The organism is Streptomyces sp. Je 1-332 (assembly GCF_040730185.1).
In the GTDB taxonomy this organism is placed as follows: Bacteria; Actinomycetota; Actinomycetes; order Streptomycetales; family Streptomycetaceae; genus Streptomyces.
This window is the reverse complement of sequence record NZ_CP160402.1, coordinates 6,779,076-6,802,397: the sequence shown is the minus strand read 5'-3', so window position 1 is coordinate 6,802,397 and position 23,322 is coordinate 6,779,076. Positions and strand designations below refer to the sequence as shown.

The following is a 23,322-nucleotide window of genomic DNA, read 5'->3' as shown; positions in this document are numbered from 1 at the left end:
TGCCCGAGGCGCCGACGTGTACCAGCCACTCCCACCTCGCGGAATGACCACGCTGACCACATACTGATACGTGGGTCTCATTATTCGACATGGCGGCGTAGCGTTCGATCCGCCGCAGCGAGCGGCAGCGAACGCGAAGGAGTTCCCGTCATGCCGGAGGAGACCGCCGTCTACACGCACGGACACCACGAGTCCGTCCTGCGCTCCCACACCTGGCGGACCGCCGCCAACTCCGCCGCCTACCTCCTCGACGCGGTGAAGCCGCACATGCGGATCCTGGACATCGGCTGCGGCCCCGGCACCATCACCGCCGACCTGGCCGAGCTCGTCCCCGAGGGGCACGTGACGGGGGTCGACCACGCGCCCGGCATCCTGGACCGGGCCCGCGCGACGGCGGCCGAACGCGGCCTGGAGAACGTGGAGTTCGCCGTCGCGGACGTGCACGCCCTGGACTACCCCGACGACTCGTTCTGCGTCGTGCACGCGCACCAGGTGCTCCAGCACGTCGGCGACCCGGTGCGCGCCCTGAGCGAGATGCGGCGCGTCTGCGCACCGGGCGGCATCGTCGCCGCCCGCGACGCGGACTACTCGGCGATGACCTGGTACCCGAACTCCCCCGTCATGGACGGCTGGCTGGAGCTGTATCTGCGGGTGGCCCGCGCCAACGGCGGTGAGCCGGACGCGGGTCGCCGCCTCAAGTCCTGGGCCCTGGCGGCCGGTTTCGACGACGTCACCGCGAGCTCGGGCACGTGGTGCTACAGCTCGGCCGAGGAGCGCGCCTGGTGGAGCGGGCTCTGGGCGGACCGCACGGTCGCCTCCGCCTACGCGGAACGAGCCGTGCGGGACGGACACGCCGATGCCGGGGAACTGCGGACGATCGCCGACGCGTGGCGGGAGTGGGGCTCGCGTGACGACGGTTGGTTCACCGTGCTGCACGGCGAGATCCTCTGCCGTAAGTGACGAGTTCCACTGCCTCGAGTGCCGAGATCCTCTGCCGCGAGTGAACTGACACAGGTTTGCGATTGGCCGCGTAGAGCGACCCTTTGGGGATACACGGAGCAGCAGGAGGTAAGACACTATGGTTCCTATTCTGCTGGTCCTTCTGCTGGCCCTGCTCCTCTTCGGCGCGGGGTTCGCCGTGAAGATCCTCTGGTGGATCGCCATCGCCGTGCTCGTCATCTGGCTGGTCGGGTTCCTGATGCGCAGCACGACGGCCAGTGGGACGAGGTCCCGCTGGTACCGGTGGTAGCCGCCGCACGGTGGTAGCCGCACTCGGAACCCTGAAGTCCATGAGCCCGCGGGCCCTTAAGCCCGCGGGCTCAGCCGTGCCCGGGTTGACGAAGCCGTACCTCAGCCGCTCAGGGCGCGCAGCTTGCGGCGGGCCGGGCCGAGGGCGCGCCCGGACCGCAGAAGGCCCGCCCAGGGATCGGTGCGGGCCTGCTCGACGGCGTCCTCGATGGTCCAGCGGCGGGCGCCCAGCGCGGGGTCGTCGAGGTCGTCCCAGGCGACGGGCACGGCGACCGGCGCACCGGGTTTGGCACGGACCGAGAACGGGGCGACGGCGGTCTGCGCGTACGCGTTGCGCTGCACGTCGAGATAGAGGCGGTCGCCGCGGTCCTTCTTGCGGGCGGCCGTCGTGAGCTGCTCGGGGTGGGCCTGGGCGAGGGTCTCGGCGACGTCCCGTGCGAAGGCGCGTACGTCGTCGAAGTCGTGGCGGCCGTTGAGGGGCACGATGACGTGCAGTCCACGCGAGCCCGTGGTCATCAGGGCGGACGGCAGGCCGACGTGGTCGAGCAGTTCGCCCAGGAGGCCCGCCGCCTCGCGGACGGGGCCGAAGTCGTCCTTGGCCGGGTCGAGGTCGAAGACGAGCCGGTCGGGGTGGGTGATGCCGCCGGCGCCGGCGGCGCGGGACGTCCAGCGGTGCAGCGTGAGGCAGGCCTGGTCGGCGAGGTAGAGGAGCGTGGCGGTGTCGTCGCACACCGTGTGGTGGACGGTGCCGCCCTCCTTGGCGACCTCGACGCGGGTGATCCACTCCGGGTAGTGGTCGGGGGTTTCCTTCTGCATGAAGCGGGGCCCGTCGACCCCGTCCGGGTGCCGCTCCAGCATCAGGGGGCGACTGCGCAGGTGGGGCAGCATGAACGGGGCGACGGCCCGGTAGTAGTCCGCGAGGTCGCCTTTCGTATGGCCCGTTCCGTCGCCGGCCGGGAAGAGGACCTTGTCGGGACGGTGCAGCTGTACGGTGCGACGCCCCGCCCGCAGCGTTCGTGCGCTGGTCATGTGGGGGTTCCTTTCCTGCGGCTCTCGGGGGGTGCGGGGTCAGCGCACGACCGCTTGCTCCACGAGCAGCCGAGCGGCCGCCGCGATGGACTCGGCGTCGATGCCGGCGTCGTGCAGCTGCTCGTCGGGGTACGCCGAGCCCGGCATCGTGTTCACCGCGAGCCGCACCAGGCGCGGCACCGGGCCTCCGTCGGCGAAGGCCTCGGCGACGGCGTCTCCGATGCCGCCCTCCGGCCGGTGGTCCTCGACGGTGAGCAGGCAGCCGGTGCGTTCCGCGGCCTCGCGCAGGGTGGCGCGGTCGACGGGCTTGACCGAGTACAGGTCGATGACGCGCACCTGGATGCCCTCGCGGTCGAGGAACTCGGCGGCGCTCAGCGCCTCGTGCACGGTCACGCCCGCCGCGACCAGCGTGATCCGGTCGGCGTCGGAGGAGCGCAGGACCTTGGAGCCGCCGACGGGGAACTCCTCGCCCGGCCCGTAGATGACCGGCGCGTCGCCGCGTGACGTACGCAGGTACCGTACGCCGTCCAGATCCGCCATCTGCGCGACGAGCTTGCCGGTCTGGTGGGCGTCGCACGGATACAGGACCGTCGAACCGTGTACGGCGCGGAACATCGCCAGGTCTTCGAGGCCCATCTGGGACGGCCCGTCCTGGCCGATGGCCACACCCGCGTGCGATCCGACGATGTTGATGCCGGCGCCGCTGACCGCCGCCATCCGGACGAAGTCGTGGGCCCGGGTGAGGAACGCGGCGAACGTCGACGCGTACGGCACCCAGTCGCGCACCGCCAACCCCACGGCTGCGGCGACGAGTTGCTGCTCGGCGATGTAGCACTCGAAGTAGCGGTCGGGGTGTTCCTTGGCGAAGTACTCGGTCCGCGTGGAGTCGCCGACCTCCCCGTCGAGGGCCACGACGTCGCCGCGCGCGGTGCCGAGCGCGGTCAGCGCCTGACCGAAGGCGGTGCGGGTGGCGACGGCTTCGCCCACCTCGTGGCGCGGCAGCTCCAGGTGGCCGCTGCGCGTCGCGTGCAGCGCCCGCGCGGCGGCGGGCTTGCGCACCTCGACGCGCACGCCGGCCCCGCCGTCCGCGCCGCCCAGCTCCTCGATCGCCGCTTCCGCGTCCGGCAGCGGTTTGCCGTGCAGGCCCTCGCGGTCCTCGGCGGCGGCGACGCCCTTGCCCTTGACGGTGCGGGCGAGGACGACCGTGGGCTGCCGGGTGGTGGAGCGGGCCTCCTGGAAGGCGCGGTCGACGTCCTCCAGGTCGTGGCCGTCGACCTCGACGACATGCCAGCCGAAGGCGGCGAAGCGACGTGCGTAGGCGTCGAGATCCCAGGCGTGACGGGTGGGGCCGCGCTGCCCGAGGCGGTTGACGTCGACGACGGCGGTCAGGTTGTCCAGCTGCTCGTATCCCGCGTGTTCGACGGCCTCCCACACCGAGCCCTCGGCGAGTTCACTGTCGCCGCACAGCACCCAGACCCGGTAGGGGATCCGGTCGAGCCGCTTGCCGGAAAGGGCCATGCCGACGCCGATGGGAAGCCCCTGGCCGAGGGACCCGGTGGCGACCTCGACCCACGGGATGCGGCGCGGCGTGGGGTGCCCTTCGAGGCGGCTGCCCTGCTCGCGGAAGGTCAGCAGCTCGCTGTCGCTGACGACGCCCGCCGCCTTGTAGGCCGCGTACAGGAGGGGCGAGGCGTGCCCCTTGGAGAGGATGAAGCGGTCGTTGCCGGGATGGTCGGGGCGGTCGAAGTCGTAGCGCAGATGGTGCGCGAGGAGCACCGCCATCAGGTCGGCGGCGGACATCGACGACGTGGGGTGCCCGGAGCCCGCGGCGGCCGCGGCGCGGACGGAGTCGACCCGCAACTGCCGGGCGAGTGGGGCGAGTTCGCTGGTGGTCATGGCGGGCCCTCCTTGGGATGTGGTGCAGTCGGTCTCGGCGCAGTCGGTCTCCGGCGGTCCGCCGGTCGCGCGGGCCGTCGGTTCCTGGCGCGCCCGGCCTCCCGACGACCCTGGCACGCGGGCCCTTCGGGTTGCCCCTGCGAACCGCCGTCAAACACCGCCGTCGAACACCGCCATCAGCACCGGGGAGACGCGGGCCGGATCCGGCGCCGCGCCCGGTTTGCCCCTCGGGCTTCGGGATACCCGTACCGGGCGCCGTCGCAGGTGTGGGGGGTTTCGAGTCAGCCCCGCCCCGCTCCGCGCCCCCACCCCCGCACGTCATCCAGGACGGTCCCGATGAAGGACGCAGTGCGCATCGAAAGCCCCGCCATGTCCGCCTACTCGGTCCCCGCGGACGCCCCGGAGGCGGACGGCACCCTCGCGTGGGAGAGCACGACCATCGTGATCGTCGAGATCACCGCGGGCGACGCGACGGGGACGGGCTGGACCTATGGCCCCGCGTCCACCGTCGCCCTCCTGTCCGAGCAGCTCGCGCCGGTCGTCACCGGCATGGACGCGCTCGACATCCCCGCGGCCCACACGGCGATGACGCAGGCGATCCGCGACACCGGCCGCCCCGGAGCCGCGTCCGGCGCCGTCTCGGCGATCGACATCGCCCTGTGGGACCTGAAGGCGCGCCTCCTGGAGATCCCGCTCGTACGCCTCCTGGGCGCGGCCCGCGACGAGGTCCCCGTCTACGGGAGCGGCGGCTTCACGACGTACCACGACACGCATCTGGCGGCGCAGCTGAACGGCTGGGTGCACGGTCAGGGCATCCCCCGCGTCAAGATCAAGGTCGGCGAGGCCTGGGGGCGGGCCGCGGCCCGCGACGTGCTGCGGGTGCGCACCGCGCGCGATGTCATCGGCTCGCAGGCCGAGTTGTACGTCGACGCGAGCGGCGCCTACACCCGCAAGCAGGCGATACGGGTGGGCCGGGTGCTCGCCGAGCACGGTGTGGGCTGGTTCGAGGAGCCGGTGCCGTCGGACGACCTGCGGGGGCTCGCGCTGGTGCGGGACGCGCTGGTCTGCGACGTGGCGGCCGGCGCGTACGGCTACGACCTCGCGTACTTCGCACGGATGATCCCCTCCGTGGACTGCCTGCAGCTGGACGCGACGCGCTGCGGCGGTCTGACCGAGTGGCTGCGCGCGGCGGCCCTCGCGCAGGCGCACGGCATCGAGGTCTCGGCCCGCTGCTCCCCGCACGCGCATGCCGCGGTCGCCGCGTGCGTGCCGAATCTGCGGCACATCGAGTGGCTGCACGACCATGTGCGGATCGAGTCGATGTTCTTCGACGGTGCCCTCGACCCGACGGGCGGCCACGTCCGCCCCGACGGCGGCGTCGGCCACGGCCTGGAGCTGCGGCGCACGGAGGAGGTCGAGGAATACCGGGTCGCGTGAGTACGCCCCGCCCTGCCACGCTCGGCACATGGGAGAGCGAATGACCGAGGCCCTGCTCATCGGCGGCCGTTCCGGGGCGGGCAAGTCCTCGGTCGGCTGGGAGGTCGCGGCGCTGCTGCGGGCGGCCGACGTGGGGCACGCGTACATCGAGGGCGACGTCCTGGACGCGGTCCATCCGGCGCCGGAAGGCGATCCGCACCGCTCCGGGATCACCGAGCGCAATCTCGCGGCGCTCTGGGCCAACTACACGGCCCTCGGCTGCCATCGTCTCGTCTACACGAACACGGCGAGCGTGCTCGGGAGCGAGGAGTGGTTGTTCACCAGTGCCCTGCGCGGCCCGCGCATCATCCGTGTGCTCCTCACGGCGTCGGACGCCACCGTCGAGGCGCGGCTGAGGGCGCGTGAACTGGGCTCGGAGCTCGAACAGCAGCTGCGCCGCAGCGCGTTGACGGCCCGACGCCTGGAGGAGGACGCGGCCGACGGCACCCACCGGGTGGCGACGGACGGACGGCGCGTCCAGGACATCGCGGCCGATGTGGTGGCCGCCACGGGCTGGAACTCCCAAAAGTCCCCCGAAACGATCTCGCGCGGCGGCCGGGCCAACTAGGCTCGCCCGTATGGAGATCCTGGGAGCCACGCTGCGTATCTGCGTCGAGGACCTGGAGTCCTCGGTCGCCTTCTACGAACGCCTCGCGGGCAACACCGCGCAGCGTTTCGAGCGCGAGGGCGTCTCGGTCGCGGCAATCGGCTGCTTTCTGTTGATGAGCGGGCCCGAGCATGAGCTGGAGATCCTCCGCAAGGTCTCGGCGACCATCGCGGTACCGGACGTCGACGAGGCGTACTCCGTCCTGAACGCGTCGGGTGCCCGGGTCATCGCGGGCCCCGTCCCTACGCCGGTGGGCCGCAACCTCATCGCGGTGCACCCGGACGGCACGGTCTTCGAGTACGCGGACCGGCGCCCCGCGACCTGACCGGTCTGCCCGTATCCTCCACGGCAGGCGGCCGAACGGAGGACGGTGCACGTGGCGGGCAGTACGGCGGACGGTACAGCGGGCAGCACGGCGGGCGGTACGGAGCGGGTTTCGCTGAGCGCCCAGGCCCGCGAGGCCGTCCGGCAACGCATCGTGGACCGGCGCTATCCGCTGGGCTCGCGGCTCGTGGAGCGTGAGGTCGCCGAGGAGCTGCGGATGTCGCGGGTCCCCGTACGGGAGGCGATGCGCGCGCTGGTCGCGGAGGGCCTGCTCGAACTCCTGCCGCACAGCGGGGTGCGGGTGCGCCGCCTGGAACGTTCCGATGTGCGGCACCTGTACGAGGTGTGGGAGCCGCTCGCGGTCCAGGCGTCCCTGCTTGCGGCGCGCCGCGTGGCACGGAGCGCGCCGGACGAGCCACCGGGTCTCGACGCACTGAGGGCCACGCTCCACCAGGCCGAGCAGGCGTCGGACGTGGACGACGGACCGCGCGAGGTCGCGGCGCACACGGCCTTCCACGAAGGCATCGTGACCCTCTCCGGCAATCCGCTCCTGGCCCGCACGATGGAGCAGCTGAGCTGGCAGCTCCAGCTCCTGTTCGGCATGCGCGCCGAGCCGGACCACATGCGGGCCCAGCATGACCTCATCTACCGCCAGATCGCGTCGGGCGACGAGGAGACGGCGGCGGCGAGCACGCTGCTGCATGTGCGGGACAGCCAGGCGGTGGCGCTGCGGTCGCTCTTCGAAGAGAGCGGCGAGAGCGGCGAGAACGGCGCCTGACGGGGGCTCCTGCTGGACTCTGTATACCAAGCCCTGCATGTTGGCCACACTCCTGGACCTGGCTCTGCCGAAATCTCCACATTCCCCCGCCACTCCTTGCGGGCCACTCCAGCTTGGTATACAAACTGCGGACGCGTTCCCTCCGTAACCCGTCCTGGAGCAGCCCCATGTGCGTCGAGTCCATCCCTCCGCCCTCCTCCCGGCTCACCCGGCGTGGTGTCCTCGCGGGGGCCGCCGCGCTCGCCGGGACCACCGCCGCGCTGACCGCCGCCGCGCCCCGGACGGACGCCACGGCAGCGAGCGAGGGGCGGCGGCCGGCCGGCGGGGATCTGGTCATCGAGGGCGGCACCCTCCTCGACCCCGCGACCGGCGAGGTGACCGAGGACGCGGTGGTCGTCATCGTGGACGGAGTCGTGCGCTCGGCGGGCAGGCGCGGGAGCGCCGAAGTGCCCGAAAAGGCCGAGGTGCTCGACGCGCACGGACGCTGGATCCTGCCGGGTCTCGTCGAGGCGCACATCCACCTCAACACCGCGGCCGAGGCGCGCGACGCGGTTCAGTACGGGGCGACCAGCGCGCGCAGCGGCTCGACCAACTTCTACCAGGACATTGCCGTACGGGAGCTGGCCCGCCAGGCTCCGGAGCAGGCGCCGAGGCTGCGCGCCGCCGGTGTCTTCGTCACGCCCGACCTGGGCGACACGGTCCTCGCCGACCCGGAGCTCACCCCGCTGGCCAGGCTCCGGGGCGGCGTGCGCTCGCCCGAGGCGCTGCGCCGCGTCGTCGAGGTCAACATCGCCCGGGGTGCCGATGTCATCAAGACCCGGGTCAACGAGCGCGCCGGGCTGCCCGAGCAGGATCCGCTGGCCCAGGTGTACGACCGCGAGCAGCTGTCCGCCGTGGTCGCTGCCGCCCGGCGCGGCGGCAAGGGCGTGCTCTGCCACAGCTACAGCGAGAAGGGCTGCCATGACGCCGTCATGGCGGGCGTCCGCTCCCTTGAGCACGGCGCGTTCGTCGGCGAGCGCACGCTGCACGAGATGCGGCGCAGGGGCACGTACTTCACCCCGACCCTCACCGCGATCGCCGGGCTCGCCGATTCGCCGGACCCCGTGCTCGCGGAGCGCGGCCGCCAGTACCTGCCGGCCTTGCAGCGTGCCGTGCTCGCCGCGCACGAGCTGGGTGTGCCGCTGGCCGCCGGCACGGACTCGTCCGGCGGGAAGATCAAGCCCATCGGCCGCGAGGTGGAGCTCATGCGGGCTGCCGGGCTCTCCGCGCTCGACGCGATCCGCACGGCCACCACCGGCGCCGCGAAGCTCCTTGGCCTCGACCGCACGGCGGGCCGCCTGGCGCGCGGCTTCGCCGGTGACGTGCTCCTCGTGGACGGCGATCCGCTGGCCGACGTGACGGTCCTCAAGAAGCCCGTACGCGTGGTCCGTTCGGGCTTCGCACTCTGAACTCCCCCGCGCCACCTGGAACTGCCCGCGCACCACACCTCTTGAAGGAGACCCCCATGACGCCTCTCTCCCGTCGCGGCGTACTCGGCGCTGCCGCCGCGTTCGCGGGCACCGGAGCCGCCGTGTCGGCCGGCTCCCCTGCCACCGCCTCGTCCCGCGGCAGCGGTGGTCGCCACCCCAAGGCCATGGTGTTCCGCGATGTCCGCCCCTTCGGCGCGAGGACGCCCGTGGACCTCACGGTCGTCGACGGCCGGATCACGGACGGCCGGGCACCCAAGGGCGCCAAGGTGATCGACTGCGGTGGCCGGGTCGCCCTGCCCTCGCTCGTCGACGCTCACATCCACCCGGACAAGACGACGTGGGGCGGCGACTGGGTCACGCGGAAGCCCGCGAGCGGCATCGCCGACTACTGCGCCCAGGACGTGGAGCTGTTCAGGACCCAGTCCCGGCCGGTCGGCGAGCGCGCGTACGGCCTGATGGCGCACGCCGTGACCCGCGGCACCCGCGCGATGCGCGCCCACGTGGACGTGGCGCCCGCCTACGACCTGGCCGGCGTCGAAGGCGTGAACACGGCCCGTGAGCGGCTGCGGGACGCCCTGGACGTGCAGATCGTGGCGTTCCCGCAGCACGGCGTGGTCCGGACCCCGGGCACGGCGGAGCTCCTGGAGGAAGCGGCCCGCTCCGGCGCGATCGACCTCGTCGGCGGCATCGACCCGATCAGCTTCGACCACGCGATGGACGAACAGCTCGACCTGGTCTTCGGCCTCGCGGACCGCCACGGGGTCGGCGTGGACATCCACCTCCACGACCGCGACGAGAAGGGTACGAAGGTGCTGCGGGCCATCATCGACCGCACCCGCGCGCTCTCACTGCGCGGCAAGGTCACGGTCAGCCACGTCTTCTGCCTGCCGAACCTCTCCGACACCGAACTGGGCAGGATGGCGGCCGACTTGGGCGAGCAGGACATCTCCCTGACCACGGTCGCGCCGAACGAGTCGCTGGTCCTGCCGATCGCGAAGCTGCGCGATCACGGGGTGCGGGTGGGGCTCGGCTCGGACGGGGTGCGCGACGCGTGGAGCCCGTTCGGCAACGCCGACATGCTGCACCGTGCGCACATCCTCGGCTGGGTTACCGACGTCCGCCTCGACGACGAGCTCGCCGACTGCTACAACGTGGGCGCGCACGGTGGCGCAGACGTGATGGGCCTCGACCACGCGGACCTGAAGCCCGGCGCTCCGGCCGACTTCATCCTCGTGCGCGGGGAGTGCCTGCCGCAGGTCCTGGTGGACATGCCGCAGCGGGACATGGTGGTGCACGGTGGCCATGTCGTGGCCAGGAACGGTGAGTTGGCTTACTGCTTCTAACAAAAGCGGTTGATCATGTGACTCTTGGCGCGTCGGCTCGTTGGTCTGGTTGTGGCGAAACGTCAGTCGCGGCCGTGGATCGTGTCGGATGAACTGTGGTCGCTTATCGAGCCGTTGCTGCCCGAGCCTGGACCGAAGCTGGCACAGGGCAGACCGCGGGTGCCCGATCGGCAGGCCCTGTGCGGGATCTTGTTCGTGCTGCATACCGGCATCCAGTGGGAGTATCTGCCCCAGGAGCTTGGCTTCGGCTCGGGAATGACCTGTTGGCGGCGCCTGGCCGCCTGGAATGACGCCGGCGTCTGGGACCAACTCCACGTCGTCCTGCTGGAGAAGCTGCGCTCGAAGAACCAGATCGACTGGGGCCGGACGGTGATCGACTCCTCCCACGTCAGGGCAGCTCGTAAAGGCCCAAAAGCGGGCCCAGCCCGGTCGACCGCGCACGGCCGGGCAGCAAGCACCACCTCATCGTCGACGGCCAGGGCATCCCGCTCGCAGTGACCCTGACCGGCGGAAACCGCAACGACGTCACCCAACTCCTGCCCCTGCTCGACAAGATCCCAGCCGTCGCGGGACGGGTCGGCAGACCGCGCCGACGCCCTGACGCGCTTCTCGCCGACCGCGGCTACGACCACGACAAGTACCGCCGCCTGCTCTGGCAGCGCGGCATCCGCCCCGTGATCGCGAAACGAGGCGAGCCACACGGCACCGGCCTGGGCATCTTCCGCTACGTCGTCGAGCGCACCATCGCCTGGCTCCACGGCTTCCGCCGCCTGCGCATCCGCTGGGAACGGCGCGACGACATCCATGAGGCCTTCCTCGGTCTCGCCGTCTGCCTGATCACCCACCGCCACGTCCAACGGCTTTGTTAGCGCCTTTTAGCCAGGAAGTGTGTGTGGGGGGCTGGTGACTGACCCCGCCCCCCACCACACACAGGGGCCTTCACTCCCCCGAAGCGGCTCGCATCCGGTAGTCGTACCGAGCGGGCAGCGGGTCGTCGCTCACCGCGTGCCAGAGCTCGCCGAGAATCTCGGCGCCTTCGCGCAGGTCGGCCACCTCGAAGCCCTCGTCGAATATCGCCCGCGCCCGGGTCTTCTCCCCCTCCGCGACGAGCAGTTGGACTTCCACCAGGCGGAAGCGGCCCTCGGCCCGCGTCTCGGCATGCAGGCGCTCCCACACCCCGCGCGCCGCCGCCGTCCGCCCCGCCGCGAGCAGGACGGCTATCGCCTCCCTGCCGAGGGCGGCGCCCGCGGACGTCCACAGGACACCGTCGTCGCGCCGCTCCTGGCACAGGTCGTCGAAGGCTTCCGCGTACCGGTCGGCGGCGCGCTCGATGTGGCCCGCGTCCTGATCGGCGACCGCGAGGCACCGGAGCAACGGCCAGCGGGACGGGGCCAGTTCGAGGCCACGCTCCCAGCTGCGCACCGCCTGGGCCAGGTCGCCCGCGTGCCACTGGGCCACGCCGAGGTGGTACTCGGCCACCGGCCGCGCGGGCGCCGTCTCCAGCATGTCCCGCCAGTGCCGGGCCACCAGGGTCGGCCCCGGCGGCGAAACGCGGCGTGGCTCGGGGACGGCGCCGGAGTGCAACAGCTCCAGCCACGGCTCCTGTTCGGGGCCGAGCGTGGACTCCGCGAACGGCGTGCCCGGCAACTTGTGACCCGCGCGCAGGACTTCGAGCGCGCCCCACCCTGACCCGGTGGACAGGACCTCACCGGGCTCGGTGTCCGCGCACGGCCGCCAGGCGTCGTACGCCTCCTCCACCGCACCGCGCGGCAGCGCGTCCGCGAGCCGCCCCTGGACCTCCTCGCGCGCGGCCCGCCAGTCGGAGCCGTGCACCGGGCCCGGGTCGGCCGACAGCGGCCCGTACGACTCCAGCCAGGCGAACTCGCCCTCCGCGTCCAGGCGTACGTGCTCAAGCTGGGTCCGCGCCAGGCCCGCCTGGATCTCCGCGTACCCGCCCGTGCCCGGCTCCGTCAGCCACTCCTGCCAGCGCCGGCCGCCCGCGCCGGAGCCCCACACGAAGAGCTTGCGGCCACGCAGCAGGTCGGTCGACGTCTGGACGAGGCCGTGCCCGTCGTCGTCGAGCGCGGCGATCCACCGGCGCGTGCGGTCCGGTACGTCGTAGAAGTAGTCGGCGGCGTACTCGCTGCGCGGCGGATAGGTCCGGTCCACCCCGTCGGTCTCCGGCACCGGAACCTTGCGCAGCACGCCCGAATAGCCGAAGTGCCATGCCTCGTCGGCCGGGGCGAGGACGCGGTGCTCCTCGGGCACCGCGATGTTGGACCACCAGTAGACCGGCACCGCCTTCTCGTGCGGGTTGCGGATCCGCACGCCGACGTGGAGGAAGTCGGAGCCTTCGGGCAGCCACAGGTCCACCTGGAACGGCACGTCGCGCAGCCGCTCCCACTCCCACAGGCGCAGCATCTCGCCGCCGTCGGGCGCCGTCACGCGCGCGGCGTGCAGGGGCGCGCAGGACAGCGTCGTATGGCCGGTGGCGCCGATGTTCCACTCGATGCCGCCGGAGAACCAGGCGCCGTTGAGCGCGAAGGCGGCGGGCTGCAACACGGGGTTGCGGTAGAGGAGTTCACGGCCGGTCGGCTTGTGGAAGAGGGAGTGGACACGGCCGCCGAAGCCCGGCAGGACGGTGGCGCGCAGCCGGTCGTTCTCGATGACCAGGGTGTCGAGCGTCGTGTCGGTCCGCTCGCGTCCGTACCCGTCGAGCACCCGCGTCGGCAGGACGCCGCGCAACGGCGCGTACCCCAGCTGCCGCGCCATGTCGCGCGGCAGCCCCTCTCTGCCGCGCTCGTCCAGCGTGTGCACTTCACGGAGCGGCCGGAGCGGCGGCAGCGGGTTCTCGGGGCCCAACGGGGCGGCGGGCAGCGTCAGTACGTCACGTCGCACGGTGGTCGTCACGATCACCATGGAACACGCTCGACGCCGTCCCGACCAGGGGCTATCGCGATCAGAATTGCGCAAAGGCGCGCGGCGGTCCCACGGCCCGGCTATTCCGTGGCGGTCAGCGCCCAGCGCTCGTGGTCACGCCACGCTCCGTCGATGAAGAGGAAGTCCGGCGAGAACCCTTCGAGCCGGAAGCCGCAGCGGCGGGCGAGCGCGATCGAGGCGGTGTTGCCGGGCTGGACGTTGATCTCCAGACGGTGCAGCTCCAGCACGTCGAAGGCGTACCGCGTGACGAGTCCGAGCCCCTCCCCCATCAGGCCTCGCCCCGCCGCGTGCGCGAAGGCGCCGTACCCCAGCGCCCCGCATCGGAAGGCGCCCGCCACGATGTTGTTGATATTGATGAACCCGGCGATGGCGCCACCGGCCGGCCGCTCCGGGTCCCGCTCGCAGACCAGGAACCCCGCCCTTCCCCGGCCCTCGATCAGCGGGCCCGCATACTTCGCGTACGCCGCGTCCGTGGTGGGCGGGAAGAGCCAGGGGCTGTGCAGCTCCCTGCTCTCCCGCGCGCGTGCGGTGAACTCGGGGCCGTCGTCGTAGGTGTAGGGACGTATGACTGCGTGGGGGCCCTCGGCGAGGGGGCGGGTGCTGTCGGGCATCGGGCCACGCTAGCCGTTGCCCGGCCGCTGCCCGTACCCCGTCCTCACTTCCGCCGCCGCATGAAGTACGCCCCGCACAGCGCGCCGATCAGGCCCGTGCCGAGGAGTGCCACCCACAGGGGCATCGTCACCTCGGGGATCAGGAGTCTGATCTTGGTGTGGTGGGTGTTCTCGAAGATGAAGACCAGGGTGAGGGCGGCGATCACGAGGACGGCGATCCTGCCGGGCGTCATGACGCCACCGCCGCCGCCCGAGCCGCCCTTCGCGCCACCCGTGGAGCTGCTGGGACTCATACGTGGACCTTCCCTCGGAGCTTCGACCGGCCTCCCCCGGTCCAGCATGGGCAACTGGACCCGGTTCGCGCGCGGTGGACGCCCCGCCGGGGCGGGGGCCGGGGCCGTACGGGTGAGCCCGGACCCGGTCAGCCCACCACGGGCAGCTCGATCACCCCGGTGTCCTCGGGGGCGCTGGTGACCGTCACCGGCTTCACCCCCCTGTTGCCCCCGTACGCGTCGTCACTCGCCGCCACCACGAACTGCAGCTTGTGCCCCGCCTCGTACCGGTGCACGATCCCCGGCAGCGACACGGTGAACGGCTTCGTCACGTCCGGCACGCGCACCGGCGCCACCAGGCGGCGCACGAGCGTCTTCCTGCCGTCGGGCGCGATGTCGTACAGCTTCGCGAAGAGGACCAGCTTGTCGGCCGCGTCACCGGAGTTCTGCACCCGCTCGGTCCTCGGCGAGACGACCTTGAGGGTGGCCTTCGCGGAGCCCACCACGTCCGTGGCGGCGGTCAGCGGCTCGGTCGTCCAGTCGAGGTAGGTGCCCTTGGTGTCGCGCGGCGCGGGGTCGGGCAGGCCGATCAGGCCGGCGAGGGAGCTCTCGGAGTGGCTGGTGGGGATCAGCCAGTTGCGGTACCCACGGCTGCCGCGCGCGACCTTCTTGCGGGCGTCGACGAGCTTGCCGTCCCCAGACAGGTACACCTTCTGGCTCAGGACGGGCACCTTGGACGCGGTCGCGTAGGAGCCGTTCGGTCCGCTGCCGGCCGGGACCCAGTCCTGGTGGTATGCGAAGGCGGGGCCGGTGTCGGCGCCCTTGTTCTGCCGGAGGTAGCGGTCGAACCACGACAGCACGCGCTTGCCGACGTAACTGGTCTCCAAGTTGCCCTCGGAGAGGTTGAGTTCCCCGGACGCGGCGTCGGTCAGGCCGCCGCTGTGGCCCCCGGACTGCCAGATCATCTTCGTCGTGGTGCCCTGCGCCTTGAGCGTCTCGTACGTCGCCTGCGCCTCGTTGAGGTTGAAGAGGGTGTCGGTCTGGCCCTGGACCAGCAGGGTGGGCGTCTTGACCTGGGGCAGGTACGAGACGGGCGAGACGCTGCGCGCGTACTCCTGGAGGGCCTTGGTCTTGTCGGCGGGGTAGCGGCCCGAGTTGAGCGTACGGATCGTCTCGCAGGCCTTGGTGACGAAGTGCAGGCAGGTGAGGGAGTTGATACGGGAGGGATCGAGGCTCGGTTCGAGGAGCGGCTGCCCCTCGCCGATGAGGTAGAAGCCGTTCATCCACTGCCACTTGGCCGCGCCGGGCACGCTGCGGTCGGACGCGTTGTTCGGGTCGAGCGAGTAACCCAGGTCGTTCCAGGTGATCATCGGTACGAGGGCGTCGACCCGGTGGTCCACCGCGGCCGTCGCCAGCTGAATCGCCCCGCCGTAGGAGCCGCCGATCATGCCGACGCGTGGATCGGCCCCGGCGTCCTTGGCGACGTAGTCGACCGTCGTGCCGTCGTCGGCCGCCCGCTTGCCCGCGAGGAAGTCGACGAGTCCGGATGCCGCCTTGCCGTCGATCTTCGGGTCGTCGAGGGAGATCAGACAGCCGGACTTGCCGAAGCCGAGCCCGGAGTAGACGAGTCCGACGTAGCCGCGCTCGGCGAACGCTTTGCCGGTGGCCGCCGTGCCGCCGTCCGACTTGCTGCCGCCGAAACCGTTCGTGGTCATGACGGCGGGCGCGGGGTGCACGGCGTCCACTCCGGCGGGGCGGTAGAGGTCCGCGTCGACGGTGCAGCTCCTGCCGCCCACCTCGACCGTGAACTTCAGCGGGGTGACGGTGAATTGACCGGTGGCGCTCGCGGGCGCGGGCACCGCGACGGCCAGGGGCGCGGCCAGCGCGGCGCCGACGGCGAGGGCGAGCGGCGCGCGGGAGCGGGAGCGGGCACGACGGGGTGCGGTACGACGGGACACGAGACCTCCACGCTGAGGACGGCCGACAGCCGACTACCGACCGGTCAGTAACCGGCCAGGATCATGCTGTGACACGTGTCAGGTGCTGGTCAACGCTCGTGACGGGAGTTTCTCGGCAGGAATTGACGGAAATTCAGCGCAGACCGCGAGAGTCCGGACTCACATCAGGGCGGGCACGTCAAGCGTCAACGTCCCCGCCCCCGCGTCGAGTTCAGCCTCCACTCCGAACGGAATCGTCAGCGCCCCGTCGCAGTGGCCGAACCCGAACTCCTCGACCATGGGCACCCCGAGGCCGCCGAGCCGGTCGAGCAGCAGCGCCCGCACCGTGTCGTACGGATCGCAGTCCACCCACGAGCCGAGCGCGACCCCGCACACCCCCTCCAGCCACCCGGCACGCAGCAGCTGCGTGACGTAGCGGTCGATGCGGTACGCCTCCTCGCCTGTGTCCTCCAGGAAGAGCAGCCCGTCCCGCGCCGACGCGCGTACGTCAGGGGCGCCGACGTCCGAAGCGAGCAGGGAGAGGCAGCCGCCGAGGGTGACGCCCCGCGCGCGGCCGGGCACGAGCGCGGCCCCGCCCGACGCGATCACCTGGACCTGCTCGGGCGCGAAGAGCGTGGCCCTCAAGTGCTCCTGCGCGCGGGCGCTCTTGAGGAAGTCGAGGGCCGCGACCATCGGACCGTGCAGCGTCGCGAGGCCCATCCGCGCCGCGAACGCCTCGTGCAGCGTGGTGATGTCGCTGTAGCCGACGAACACCTTGGGGCCCGCCGCCCGCATCGCCGCCCAGTCCAGCGACTCCACCATCCGCAGGGCCCCATAGCCGCCGCGCGCGCAGAGCACCGCGGAGACGGAGGGGTCGCACCACGCCTCCTGGAGGTCGCGGGCACGGTCGGCGTCCGTGCCCGCGAGATAGCCGAACTCGCCGTCCACGGACAGGACATGAGGCATGACGACCGGTTCCAGGTCCCAGCCGCGCAGGATGTCGAGGCCCGTTTGGAGCCGCTCCTCCGGAAGGGGACCGCTGGGCGCCACGACGGCGACCCGCGCCCCGGGGGTGAGCCGCGCGGGACGCGTCAGGGACTTCACTTGGCGAGCTCCAAGGTGGGCGCGGCACCGGACAGCTTCAGGCGGAACACCTGGGCGTACAGGGAGAGTTCGGCCTCAAGGGCCCGTATCAGCGTGTCCGCGCGGCGGAACCCGTGCCCCTCGCCCTCGAAGGCGATGTAGGCGTGCGGCACACCGCGCCCCCGCAGTTCGGAGACGAAACGCTCGGCCTGTTCAGGGGGACAGATCACGTCGTCGAGCCCCTGGAGCAGCAGGAAGGGCACGGTGACCCGGTCCGCCTGTTCCGCGGGCGAACGCTCCACGTAGCGCGTGGGCACCTCGTCGAACGGCCCGATCAGCGAGTCCAGATACCGCGACTCGAAGTCGTGGGTCCCGCCCGCGGCCCATTCGGTGAGGTCGAGCACGGGGTAGATGATCGTGCCGCAGGCGTACACGTCCGTCGTGGTCAGCGAGGCGGCCGTGGTCCAGCCGCCCGCGCTGCCGCCACGGATCGCGAGACGGTCGCGGTCGGCGGTGCCCTCTTCGGCCAGGGCCAGGGCGACCGCGGCGCAGTCCTCCACGTCGACGATGCCCCACTGCTCGCGCAGGCGGTTGCGGTACGCGCGGCCGTAGCCGGTCGAGCCGCCGTAGTTGACCTCGGCGACGCCGATGCCGCGCGAGGTGAAGTAGGCGATCTCCAGGTCGAGTACGAGCGGGGAGCGGTCCGTGGGCCCGCCGTGCACCCACACCACGTACGGCGGGAGTTCCTCGTCGGGAGCCATGCGGGCCGGGTGGTGCGGGGGGTAGACGTGCGCGTGGATCTCGCGGCCCGCCGGGCCGCTGAAGGTGCGGATGCGCGGCTCGGGGTAGAACGCGGTGTCCACCGGGTCGTCGTGCGCGGCGCCGATCACGCGGGCCCGGCCGGTGCTGGTGTCCAGCTCCACGACCTCGTACGCGCTGCGAGGGCTCGCCGCGACGCCGACGGCGCGGGTGCCGTTCACCGCCACGGTCGCACCCCACTCCGTCCAGGGTCCCGCGGCGTCGACCACTTCGCCGGTCTCCGGGTCGAGTACGCCGAGCGCGGTGGCGCCCTTGCCGTGCACGACGGCGACCAGACCGCTGTCCAGGGGCGCGAACCAGCTGGATCCGACCTGCCACAGGGGGCCGCCGAACTCCTCCTCGCGCGGGCAGAGCGGCACTCCCGACGAGAAACTCCCGCCGTCGGACGCGTCACCGCGGTAGAGGTTCCACCATCCCGTGCGGTCGCTGGCGAAGAGGAGCCGCCCGTCGGGGGCCCACTCGACCTGCGCGATCGACTCCTCCGGGCCGCCGGCGAAGACCCGGGGTGCGCCGAACGTGCCGTTCGCACGGACCTCGGCGACCAGCAACTCCGTGCCGTCCCACGGCATCCGGGGGTGGTCCCAGGCGATCCACGCCACGCGCGTGCCGTCCGGTGAGAGGCGCGGCCCGGTGATGAAGCGGTGCCGGTCGTCGGAGAGTTCGCGCACCGCCGCGCGGTCACCGGCCGCCGAGCCGTCGAGCGGCACGGCGACGGCGACTCTGCGCACGTCGGTCGGCCCCTCCCCCGTGAACTCCTCCAGGACGCACCAGACCTCGCCCCGGTCCAGGTGCACGCACGGGTCGATGTACCGCAGGCCGCCGCCCACGTCGGAGAGCGGGGTCAGCGGGCGCGGCGCGGCTCCCGGAGTGTCGGGCGCATGCGCGTACAGGCGCTGGTCCGCGAAGTCGGCGAACACGACGAGCGGCCCGTCAGGTCCGACGGCCCCGGCCCATGAACGCCCCCCGTACTCCATGACCCGGCTGCGCACGTTCCACGGCTCGGGCAGCACGGACTCCTCCGTGCCGTCCGGGCGCCGCCGCACCAGAGCGCGCCTGCCGCCTTCGGCGGGCCTCGGCTCGGTCCACCACGCCTCGTCCCCGACGAAGCCCACGTAGGCCGGTGAGCCGTCGTGGGCCGCGGCGAGCGCCGCGTCGATGGGCGACGGCCATGATCCGTAAGCCTGGGTCTCCATCATGTCCTTCTCTTCCCCCATGATCGGTTGTGTTCCCTAGGCCGTTCTCAGATACCGGTCGAGCACGCGGACGCCGAAGTGCAGCGCGTCGACGGGTACGCGCTCGTCGACTCCGTGGAAGAGCGCTTGGTAGTCGAACCCCTCCGGTGTCCTCAGCGGCGAGAAGCCGTAGCCGGTGATGCCGAGTCGCGAGAACTGCTTGGCGTCCGTGCCGCCGGACATGCAGTACGGCACGACCCGCCCCTCGGGTGCGAACTCCTCGACGGCCGCCCGCATCTTCGCGTACGTCGACGAGCGGACCGGCGCCTGCAGCGCCACCTCACGGTGGTGGAACTCCCAGTCGACGTCCACTCCGGTGAGCCGGTCAAGAGTGGCGGCGAACTCTTCCTCGCCACCGGGCAGATACCGGCCGTCCACGTAGGCGACGGCCTCCCCGGGGATGACGTTGACCTTGTAACCCGCGTGCAGCATCGTCGGGTTGGCGCTGTTGCGGACGGTCGGCGCGACGAGGTCGGCGGCCCGGCCGAGCTTCAGCAGGAGCGCGTCCACGTCGAATCCGGGCACGTCCAGGTCGGCGTGTTCCCCGTACAGCGCGGCCAGTTCGTCCAGCGAGGCCCGGACCGTCGGGGTGAGCCGCACCGGCCAGCGGTGCTCGCCGATGCGGGAGATCGCGGCCGCCAGCTTGCTCACGGCGTTCTCGGGGTTCACCTTCGAGCCGTGGCCCGCCTTGCCGCGCGCGGTCAGCTTGAGCCAGCCGGTGCCGCGCTCCCCCGCGGCGATGGGGTAGAGCTGGTTGCCGCGGCCGTCGTGGAAGGTGAAGGCACCCGACTCGCTGATGCCTTCCGTGCATCCCTCGAAGAGCGACGCGTGCTGATCGGCGAGGAAGCCGGACCCGTCCTCGGCGCTCGCCTCCTCGTCGGCGGTGAACGCGATCACGATGTCCCGCCGGGGCCGCACCCCCGCGCGTGCCCAGCCGCGCACCACGGAGAGGATCATCGCGTCCATGTTCTTCATGTCGATGGCGCCACGGCCCCACACGACACCGTCGCGGACCTCCCCCGAGAAGGGGTCCACGCTCCAGTCCGCGGCCTCGGCCGGCACGACGTCCAGGTGACCGTGCACGAGGAGCGCGTCGGCCGAGGGGTCCGTGCCCTCGATGCGTGCCACGACGTTCGTACGGCCCGGTGTCCGCTCCAGGAGCCTCGGTTCGAGCCCGGCTCCGGAGAGACACTCGGCTGCGTACTCGGCGGCGGGCCGCTCATGGCAGTCACCGCCGCCCCGGTTGGTGGTGTCGATGCGGATGAGGTCGGAGGTGAACCGGACGACCTCGTCGAGCGCCTGCTCGTCGACGTGTCCGGCGGCCTGATGCCCCGGCTGCTCCTGCCCCTCAGCCATACTGCTCCTCCACTGCCGCCGACGCGATCGTCGTGACCGCCTTGAACGTACGAATGCCCTCGTACATGGTTTCGCTGGTGTACGCGATCTTCCGCTCGCCGGTCCGCCGCACGCCCGGCACCACGGTGGACGCCATCGACAGATGCTCGGCATCGAACTCGAGCTCGACGGTGAAGGGTCCGCCCTGGACCGGCTCGTGCCGCACAGCGAGCGGCGCCGCCTCCTTCGCCGCGGCCCGGATGTCGGACGCGGTCCGCCGCGGGGTGCGGCAGACCGCCGCGTACCGCGACACGTGGTCCTTGACGGCGACCTTCAGCGCACCGGGCGCATAGCCGAGCGCGTCCTCGCAGGCCAGGTCGTCGCCGGTGACGAGGACGACGGGCACCCCGTACTCGGCGACGACGTGGGAGTTCAGCAGCCCCTCGCTGGCCCGGTCGCCGTTGACCCACACGCCGGTGATCGAGTTGGCGAGGTAGGTGTGCGCGAGCACGCCCTCCATGCCGGCGCCCGCGTGGTAGCCGATGAAGGCGATGCCGTCCACGTCGTCGTGCTGGACGCCTTCGACCATGGAGAGGGACTTGTGCCGCCCGGTGAGCATCTCGGCCCGCTCGTCGAGGTTCTCGAGGAGCAGGTTGCGCATCGTCCAGTGCGCTTCGTTGATGAGCACCTCGTCGGCGCCCCCGTCGAAGAAGCCGAGCACGGCGGCGTTGACGTCCGAGGTGAACATCGAACGGCACCGCTCCCACTGCGGCGTACCGGGCAGCACGTCGGCCGGCCACGTGACGCCGGTGGCCCCCTCCATGTCTGCGCTGATCAGGATCTTCATGCCGCCTCACGCTACGCGTTCGTCAACTCCTGGACCAGATCCGTCGGCACCCGCGTCGCGCGCCGGTCGGCCGAGGCCGCTGGGGGATCACCGTGGCCGGCTGACGTCGGCCGAGGTGGGCCGGTCGGTGGGTTCGCGCGCCGCACGGACCGCGGCGACCGCTACCACGGCCCAGACCGCGAGCGCCGCCCAGAGCAGCACCCTTCCGCAGGTCCAGAGCGCCGGAACGTCCGTGGCCGTGGCGGCGGAGAGCGCGGCGACGGCGGTCATGCCGAGGGGGAAGACCGTGGCCCAGCGGCGTACGTCGTAGTGGAGGCGTGGCCACCGCAGTTCACAGACGACGAGCAGCGCGTACCACGCGAAGGCGACGCCGAGCGCGACGAGGGTGATGACGCGCAGGACGTCGTGGGCCGGGGTGGCCCAGCGCAGAACGCCGTCCGGCACGGCGGCGGCGACCAGCTTCGATCCGGCGAGGGCGGTGATGGCCATGGCGCCGGCGATGATCCAGTGGTCGCCCCTGCCGGTGGCGAGCTGGCGGAAGTCGAAGCGCAGCAGCACCACCGCGTACAGGACGACGCCGATGGCGAAGAGGACGAGGGCGGGCCACATCAGCCACGCCTGCCGGTCGGCGGTGGCCACGGTGGCGGCGAGGACGACGATGGCCTGGGTGGCCACGCACACCAAATAGGCGGCGCCCGGCACCTTGCTCTGCCAGTGGCGGATGACGTGGGACATCAGGACCGGCCAGAGCAGCACGCTGAGGCCGAGCAACGCCACGGACACCGGCTGGTGGCCGAGCAGGGAGAGGCGGGTGCCGAGTACGGCCGTCGCGGCGACGGCGGTCAGGGCGGGCGCGGTGTCGATCTCGCGGAGCCAGCGGTCCCGCTCGGTCAGCAGATGCGTGACGAAGACGGTGGCGAGGAACGCCCAGACCAGCACCGCGACCACGAGCAGCGCCAGCGATGCCCACTCCACGCCGAGCAAATGCAGCCCGACGGAGAGCACGGCGGTGGCCATGACCACGGCTCCCGACGCGGGCGGCAGCCCGTCGGCCCAGCCGGCCCAGCGCGGGCGCGGGCGCCGGCTTCGGCTGCTGGCTGCATCGCTCGGCATGGCGCTACCCCATCGGCGTACGAGCCCCTGCCCGCGATCTTGACACGCCGGCGAGCCCCCGGCACGTCGGCGGACGGAGACGTTCGAAGAGGCCCATCGGGTCGACGTATGGACGGTTGACGCGTACCTGCGAATGTGCGGCCGGGCTCACCCGGCGCGGCCCACCACCAGCCACTTGGACGGCAACTCGATCCGCGTGCCGTCCGGAGTGAACTCGGTGGTGGTGAGCGGGAGTTCGCCGCTCGCGAGGACCTCGAGGCCCGCCGCGGCGACGTACTGCGGCACCGCGGCGTCGGCGACCTCACCCGGCGCGATGCCGTGCGCGAACACCGGCGCCAGCTTCGGAGGCGGCCCTTCGGCGCTCTGGGCGAGGCCTTTCAGGACCGCCCCGGCGGCCTCGGCGAGCTCCACGACGAACGCTCTGCCCCGCTCGCCGACGAGCGCCGCGATGCCGTCGACGAGCGACTGGCGGTCGCCGGGATCGCACTGGTGGAGCACACCGCGCATATAGACGTTCACGTCGCCGAGTTCCGCGTGCAGTTGCTCCGCCTCCGCCTTCTCCGCGGCGTCGACCTGCCGGAACTCCACCTGTCCCGCCGGGTCGGCGTTCCGTGCGTGACGCAGGGCGGCGGCGGAGAGGTCGGCGCCCAGGACGCGTGGGTAGCGGTCGGCGAGGAAGCGGGTCTGGGTGCCGTTGCCACAGCCGAGGTCCACGACGGGCAGGCCGGCCGCCACCATGTGCGGTTCGAAGAGGGCGAGGTGGATGCCGACGGTGAGCGCGGGTTCGGCGTCCCAGAAGACCGCCCCGGGTTCGCCGGGAGCCTCCCGCCAGAACCCCTCCCAGGCCTCCCTGTACCGACTCGTGACGCTCATGCCCAGCTCCCCAGGGTGCGACGACGGCCGCCGAAGCCGACGGCAAGATCGGTCTATCGCGGCCGGGGAGCATGGACAAGTCACCGGCGC

20 protein-coding genes and 1 pseudogene are annotated in these 23,322 nt (G+C 72.1%); 9 read left to right on the top strand and 12 right to left on the bottom strand.

Features of this window, described 5'->3' with window-relative positions:
* The first annotated feature begins 150 nt into the window (after positions 1-150).
* Positions 151-960, top strand: a complete 810-nt coding sequence (locus ABXJ52_RS30690; protein WP_367046390.1) for a methyltransferase domain-containing protein — start codon at positions 151-153, stop codon at positions 958-960.
* Positions 961-1,078: 118 nt separating this feature from the next.
* A complete protein-coding gene (locus tag ABXJ52_RS30685; protein ID WP_190080846.1) occupies positions 1,079-1,249 on the top strand; it encodes a hydrophobic protein in 171 nt (56 codons plus the stop codon).
* A gap of 101 nt (positions 1,250-1,350) precedes the next feature.
* Here ABXJ52_RS30685 and ligD read toward each other — a convergent pair whose 3' ends face one another.
* On the bottom strand, positions 1,351-2,277 hold the full coding sequence (gene ligD / locus ABXJ52_RS30680) for a non-homologous end-joining DNA ligase (protein WP_367046388.1): 927 nt from the start codon (positions 2,275-2,277) through the stop codon (positions 1,351-1,353).
* 39 nt (positions 2,278-2,316) lie between these two features.
* Positions 2,317-4,173 carry a transketolase gene (locus ABXJ52_RS30675; protein WP_367046386.1) on the bottom strand — a complete coding sequence of 619 codons (1,857 nt, stop codon included), beginning with the start codon at positions 4,171-4,173 and terminating at the stop codon, positions 2,317-2,319.
* A 336-nt stretch (positions 4,174-4,509) separates the two neighbouring features.
* Between ABXJ52_RS30675 and ABXJ52_RS30670 the strand changes: the two genes are divergently transcribed.
* The 7 genes and pseudogenes from ABXJ52_RS30670 (at position 4,510) to ABXJ52_RS30640 (ending at position 11,039) form a co-directional block, all read left to right on the top strand.
* Positions 4,510-5,610, top strand: coding sequence for an enolase C-terminal domain-like protein (locus ABXJ52_RS30670; RefSeq protein ID WP_367046385.1), 1,101 nt, complete (start codon positions 4,510-4,512; stop codon positions 5,608-5,610).
* Between the two features lie 28 nt (positions 5,611-5,638).
* Positions 5,639-6,217, top strand: coding sequence for a hypothetical protein (locus ABXJ52_RS30665; RefSeq protein WP_367046382.1), 579 nt, complete (start codon positions 5,639-5,641; stop codon positions 6,215-6,217).
* Positions 6,218-6,227: 10 nt separating this feature from the next.
* The gene (locus ABXJ52_RS30660) at positions 6,228-6,581 is read left to right on the top strand and encodes a VOC family protein (RefSeq protein WP_367046381.1); all 354 of its coding nucleotides are present in this window, start codon (positions 6,228-6,230) and stop codon (positions 6,579-6,581) included.
* 51 nt (positions 6,582-6,632) lie between these two features.
* On the top strand, positions 6,633-7,358 hold the full coding sequence (locus ABXJ52_RS30655) for a GntR family transcriptional regulator (RefSeq protein WP_367046379.1): 726 nt from the start codon (positions 6,633-6,635) through the stop codon (positions 7,356-7,358).
* A gap of 167 nt (positions 7,359-7,525) precedes the next feature.
* On the top strand, positions 7,526-8,806 hold the full coding sequence (locus tag ABXJ52_RS30650) for an amidohydrolase family protein (protein ID WP_367046377.1): 1,281 nt from the start codon (positions 7,526-7,528) through the stop codon (positions 8,804-8,806).
* Between the two features lie 56 nt (positions 8,807-8,862).
* Positions 8,863-10,170, top strand: coding sequence for an amidohydrolase family protein (locus ABXJ52_RS30645; protein ID WP_367046375.1), 1,308 nt, complete (start codon positions 8,863-8,865; stop codon positions 10,168-10,170).
* A 51-nt stretch (positions 10,171-10,221) separates the two neighbouring features.
* Positions 10,222-11,039, top strand: a pseudogene (locus ABXJ52_RS30640) (IS5 family transposase).
* A gap of 70 nt (positions 11,040-11,109) precedes the next feature.
* Here ABXJ52_RS30640 and ABXJ52_RS30635 read toward each other — a convergent pair.
* The 10 genes from ABXJ52_RS30635 to ABXJ52_RS30590 form a co-directional block, all read right to left on the bottom strand.
* Entirely contained in the window at positions 11,110-13,089 is a 1,980-nt protein-coding gene (locus ABXJ52_RS30635; RefSeq protein WP_367046373.1) for a DUF5107 domain-containing protein, read from the bottom strand.
* Between the two features lie 80 nt (positions 13,090-13,169).
* Positions 13,170-13,721 carry a GNAT family protein gene (locus ABXJ52_RS30630; RefSeq protein WP_367046371.1) on the bottom strand — a complete coding sequence of 184 codons (552 nt, stop codon included), beginning with the start codon at positions 13,719-13,721 and terminating at the stop codon, positions 13,170-13,172.
* Between the two features lie 44 nt (positions 13,722-13,765).
* Positions 13,766-14,014: a LapA family protein gene (locus tag ABXJ52_RS30625; RefSeq protein ID WP_367046369.1), complete on the bottom strand. Its 249-nt coding sequence runs from the start codon at positions 14,012-14,014 to the stop codon at positions 13,766-13,768.
* Positions 14,015-14,142: 128 nt separating this feature from the next.
* Positions 14,143-15,876, bottom strand: a complete 1,734-nt coding sequence (locus ABXJ52_RS30620; RefSeq protein ID WP_367049392.1) for an alpha/beta fold hydrolase — start codon at positions 15,874-15,876, stop codon at positions 14,143-14,145.
* Positions 15,877-16,110: 234 nt separating this feature from the next.
* Positions 16,111-17,034: an LD-carboxypeptidase gene (locus ABXJ52_RS30615; protein WP_367046367.1), complete on the bottom strand. Its 924-nt coding sequence runs from the start codon at positions 17,032-17,034 to the stop codon at positions 16,111-16,113.
* Positions 17,031-19,046 (bottom strand): LpqB family beta-propeller domain-containing protein, encoded by a 2,016-nt coding sequence (locus ABXJ52_RS30610; protein WP_367046365.1) that lies wholly within the window; start codon positions 19,044-19,046, stop codon positions 17,031-17,033. Before ABXJ52_RS30610 ends, ABXJ52_RS30615 begins: the two co-directional genes overlap by 4 nt.
* Positions 19,047-19,061: 15 nt before the next feature.
* Complete coding sequence (locus ABXJ52_RS30605; RefSeq protein ID WP_367046363.1) at positions 19,062-20,420, bottom strand: M20/M25/M40 family metallo-hydrolase; 1,359 nt, start codon at positions 20,418-20,420, stop codon at positions 19,062-19,064.
* Positions 20,413-21,246, bottom strand: coding sequence for a M55 family metallopeptidase (locus ABXJ52_RS30600; RefSeq protein ID WP_367046361.1), 834 nt, complete (start codon positions 21,244-21,246; stop codon positions 20,413-20,415). Before ABXJ52_RS30600 ends, ABXJ52_RS30605 begins: the two co-directional genes overlap by 8 nt.
* A gap of 87 nt (positions 21,247-21,333) precedes the next feature.
* Entirely contained in the window at positions 21,334-22,359 is a 1,026-nt protein-coding gene (locus ABXJ52_RS30595) for a tellurite resistance/C4-dicarboxylate transporter family protein (RefSeq protein ID WP_367046359.1), read from the bottom strand.
* A 147-nt stretch (positions 22,360-22,506) separates the two neighbouring features.
* Positions 22,507-23,232, bottom strand: a complete 726-nt coding sequence (locus ABXJ52_RS30590) for a methyltransferase domain-containing protein (RefSeq protein WP_367046357.1) — start codon at positions 23,230-23,232, stop codon at positions 22,507-22,509.
* Positions 23,233-23,322: the final 90 nt, after the last annotated feature.

Coding starts and splice junctions, on each gene's coding strand:
- ABXJ52_RS30665 (WP_367046382.1), top strand. CDS start 5,639: ATGGGAGAGCGAATGACCGAGGCCCTGCTCATCGGCGGCCGTTCCGGG.
- ABXJ52_RS30685 (WP_190080846.1), top strand. CDS start 1,079: ATGGTTCCTATTCTGCTGGTCCTTCTGCTGGCCCTGCTCCTCTTCGGC.
- ABXJ52_RS30690 (WP_367046390.1), top strand. CDS start 151: ATGCCGGAGGAGACCGCCGTCTACACGCACGGACACCACGAGTCCGTC.
- ABXJ52_RS30645 (WP_367046375.1), top strand. CDS start 8,863: ATGACGCCTCTCTCCCGTCGCGGCGTACTCGGCGCTGCCGCCGCGTTC.
- ABXJ52_RS30590 (WP_367046357.1), bottom strand. CDS start 23,232: ATGAGCGTCACGAGTCGGTACAGGGAGGCCTGGGAGGGGTTCTGGCGG.
- ABXJ52_RS30610 (WP_367046365.1), bottom strand. CDS start 19,046: ATGGGGGAAGAGAAGGACATGATGGAGACCCAGGCTTACGGATCATGG.
- ABXJ52_RS30670 (WP_367046385.1), top strand. CDS start 4,510: ATGAAGGACGCAGTGCGCATCGAAAGCCCCGCCATGTCCGCCTACTCG.
- ABXJ52_RS30630 (WP_367046371.1), bottom strand. CDS start 13,721: ATGCCCGACAGCACCCGCCCCCTCGCCGAGGGCCCCCACGCAGTCATA.
- ABXJ52_RS30600 (WP_367046361.1), bottom strand. CDS start 21,246: ATGAAGATCCTGATCAGCGCAGACATGGAGGGGGCCACCGGCGTCACG.
- ABXJ52_RS30605 (WP_367046363.1), bottom strand. CDS start 20,420: ATGGCTGAGGGGCAGGAGCAGCCGGGGCATCAGGCCGCCGGACACGTC.
- ABXJ52_RS30675 (WP_367046386.1), bottom strand. CDS start 4,173: ATGACCACCAGCGAACTCGCCCCACTCGCCCGGCAGTTGCGGGTCGAC.
- ABXJ52_RS30595 (WP_367046359.1), bottom strand. CDS start 22,359: ATGCCGAGCGATGCAGCCAGCAGCCGAAGCCGGCGCCCGCGCCCGCGC.
- ABXJ52_RS30660 (WP_367046381.1), top strand. CDS start 6,228: ATGGAGATCCTGGGAGCCACGCTGCGTATCTGCGTCGAGGACCTGGAG.
- ABXJ52_RS30650 (WP_367046377.1), top strand. CDS start 7,526: ATGTGCGTCGAGTCCATCCCTCCGCCCTCCTCCCGGCTCACCCGGCGT.
- ABXJ52_RS30635 (WP_367046373.1), bottom strand. CDS start 13,089: ATGGTGATCGTGACGACCACCGTGCGACGTGACGTACTGACGCTGCCC.
- ABXJ52_RS30625 (WP_367046369.1), bottom strand. CDS start 14,014: ATGAGTCCCAGCAGCTCCACGGGTGGCGCGAAGGGCGGCTCGGGCGGC.
- ligD (WP_367046388.1), bottom strand. CDS start 2,277: ATGACCAGCGCACGAACGCTGCGGGCGGGGCGTCGCACCGTACAGCTG.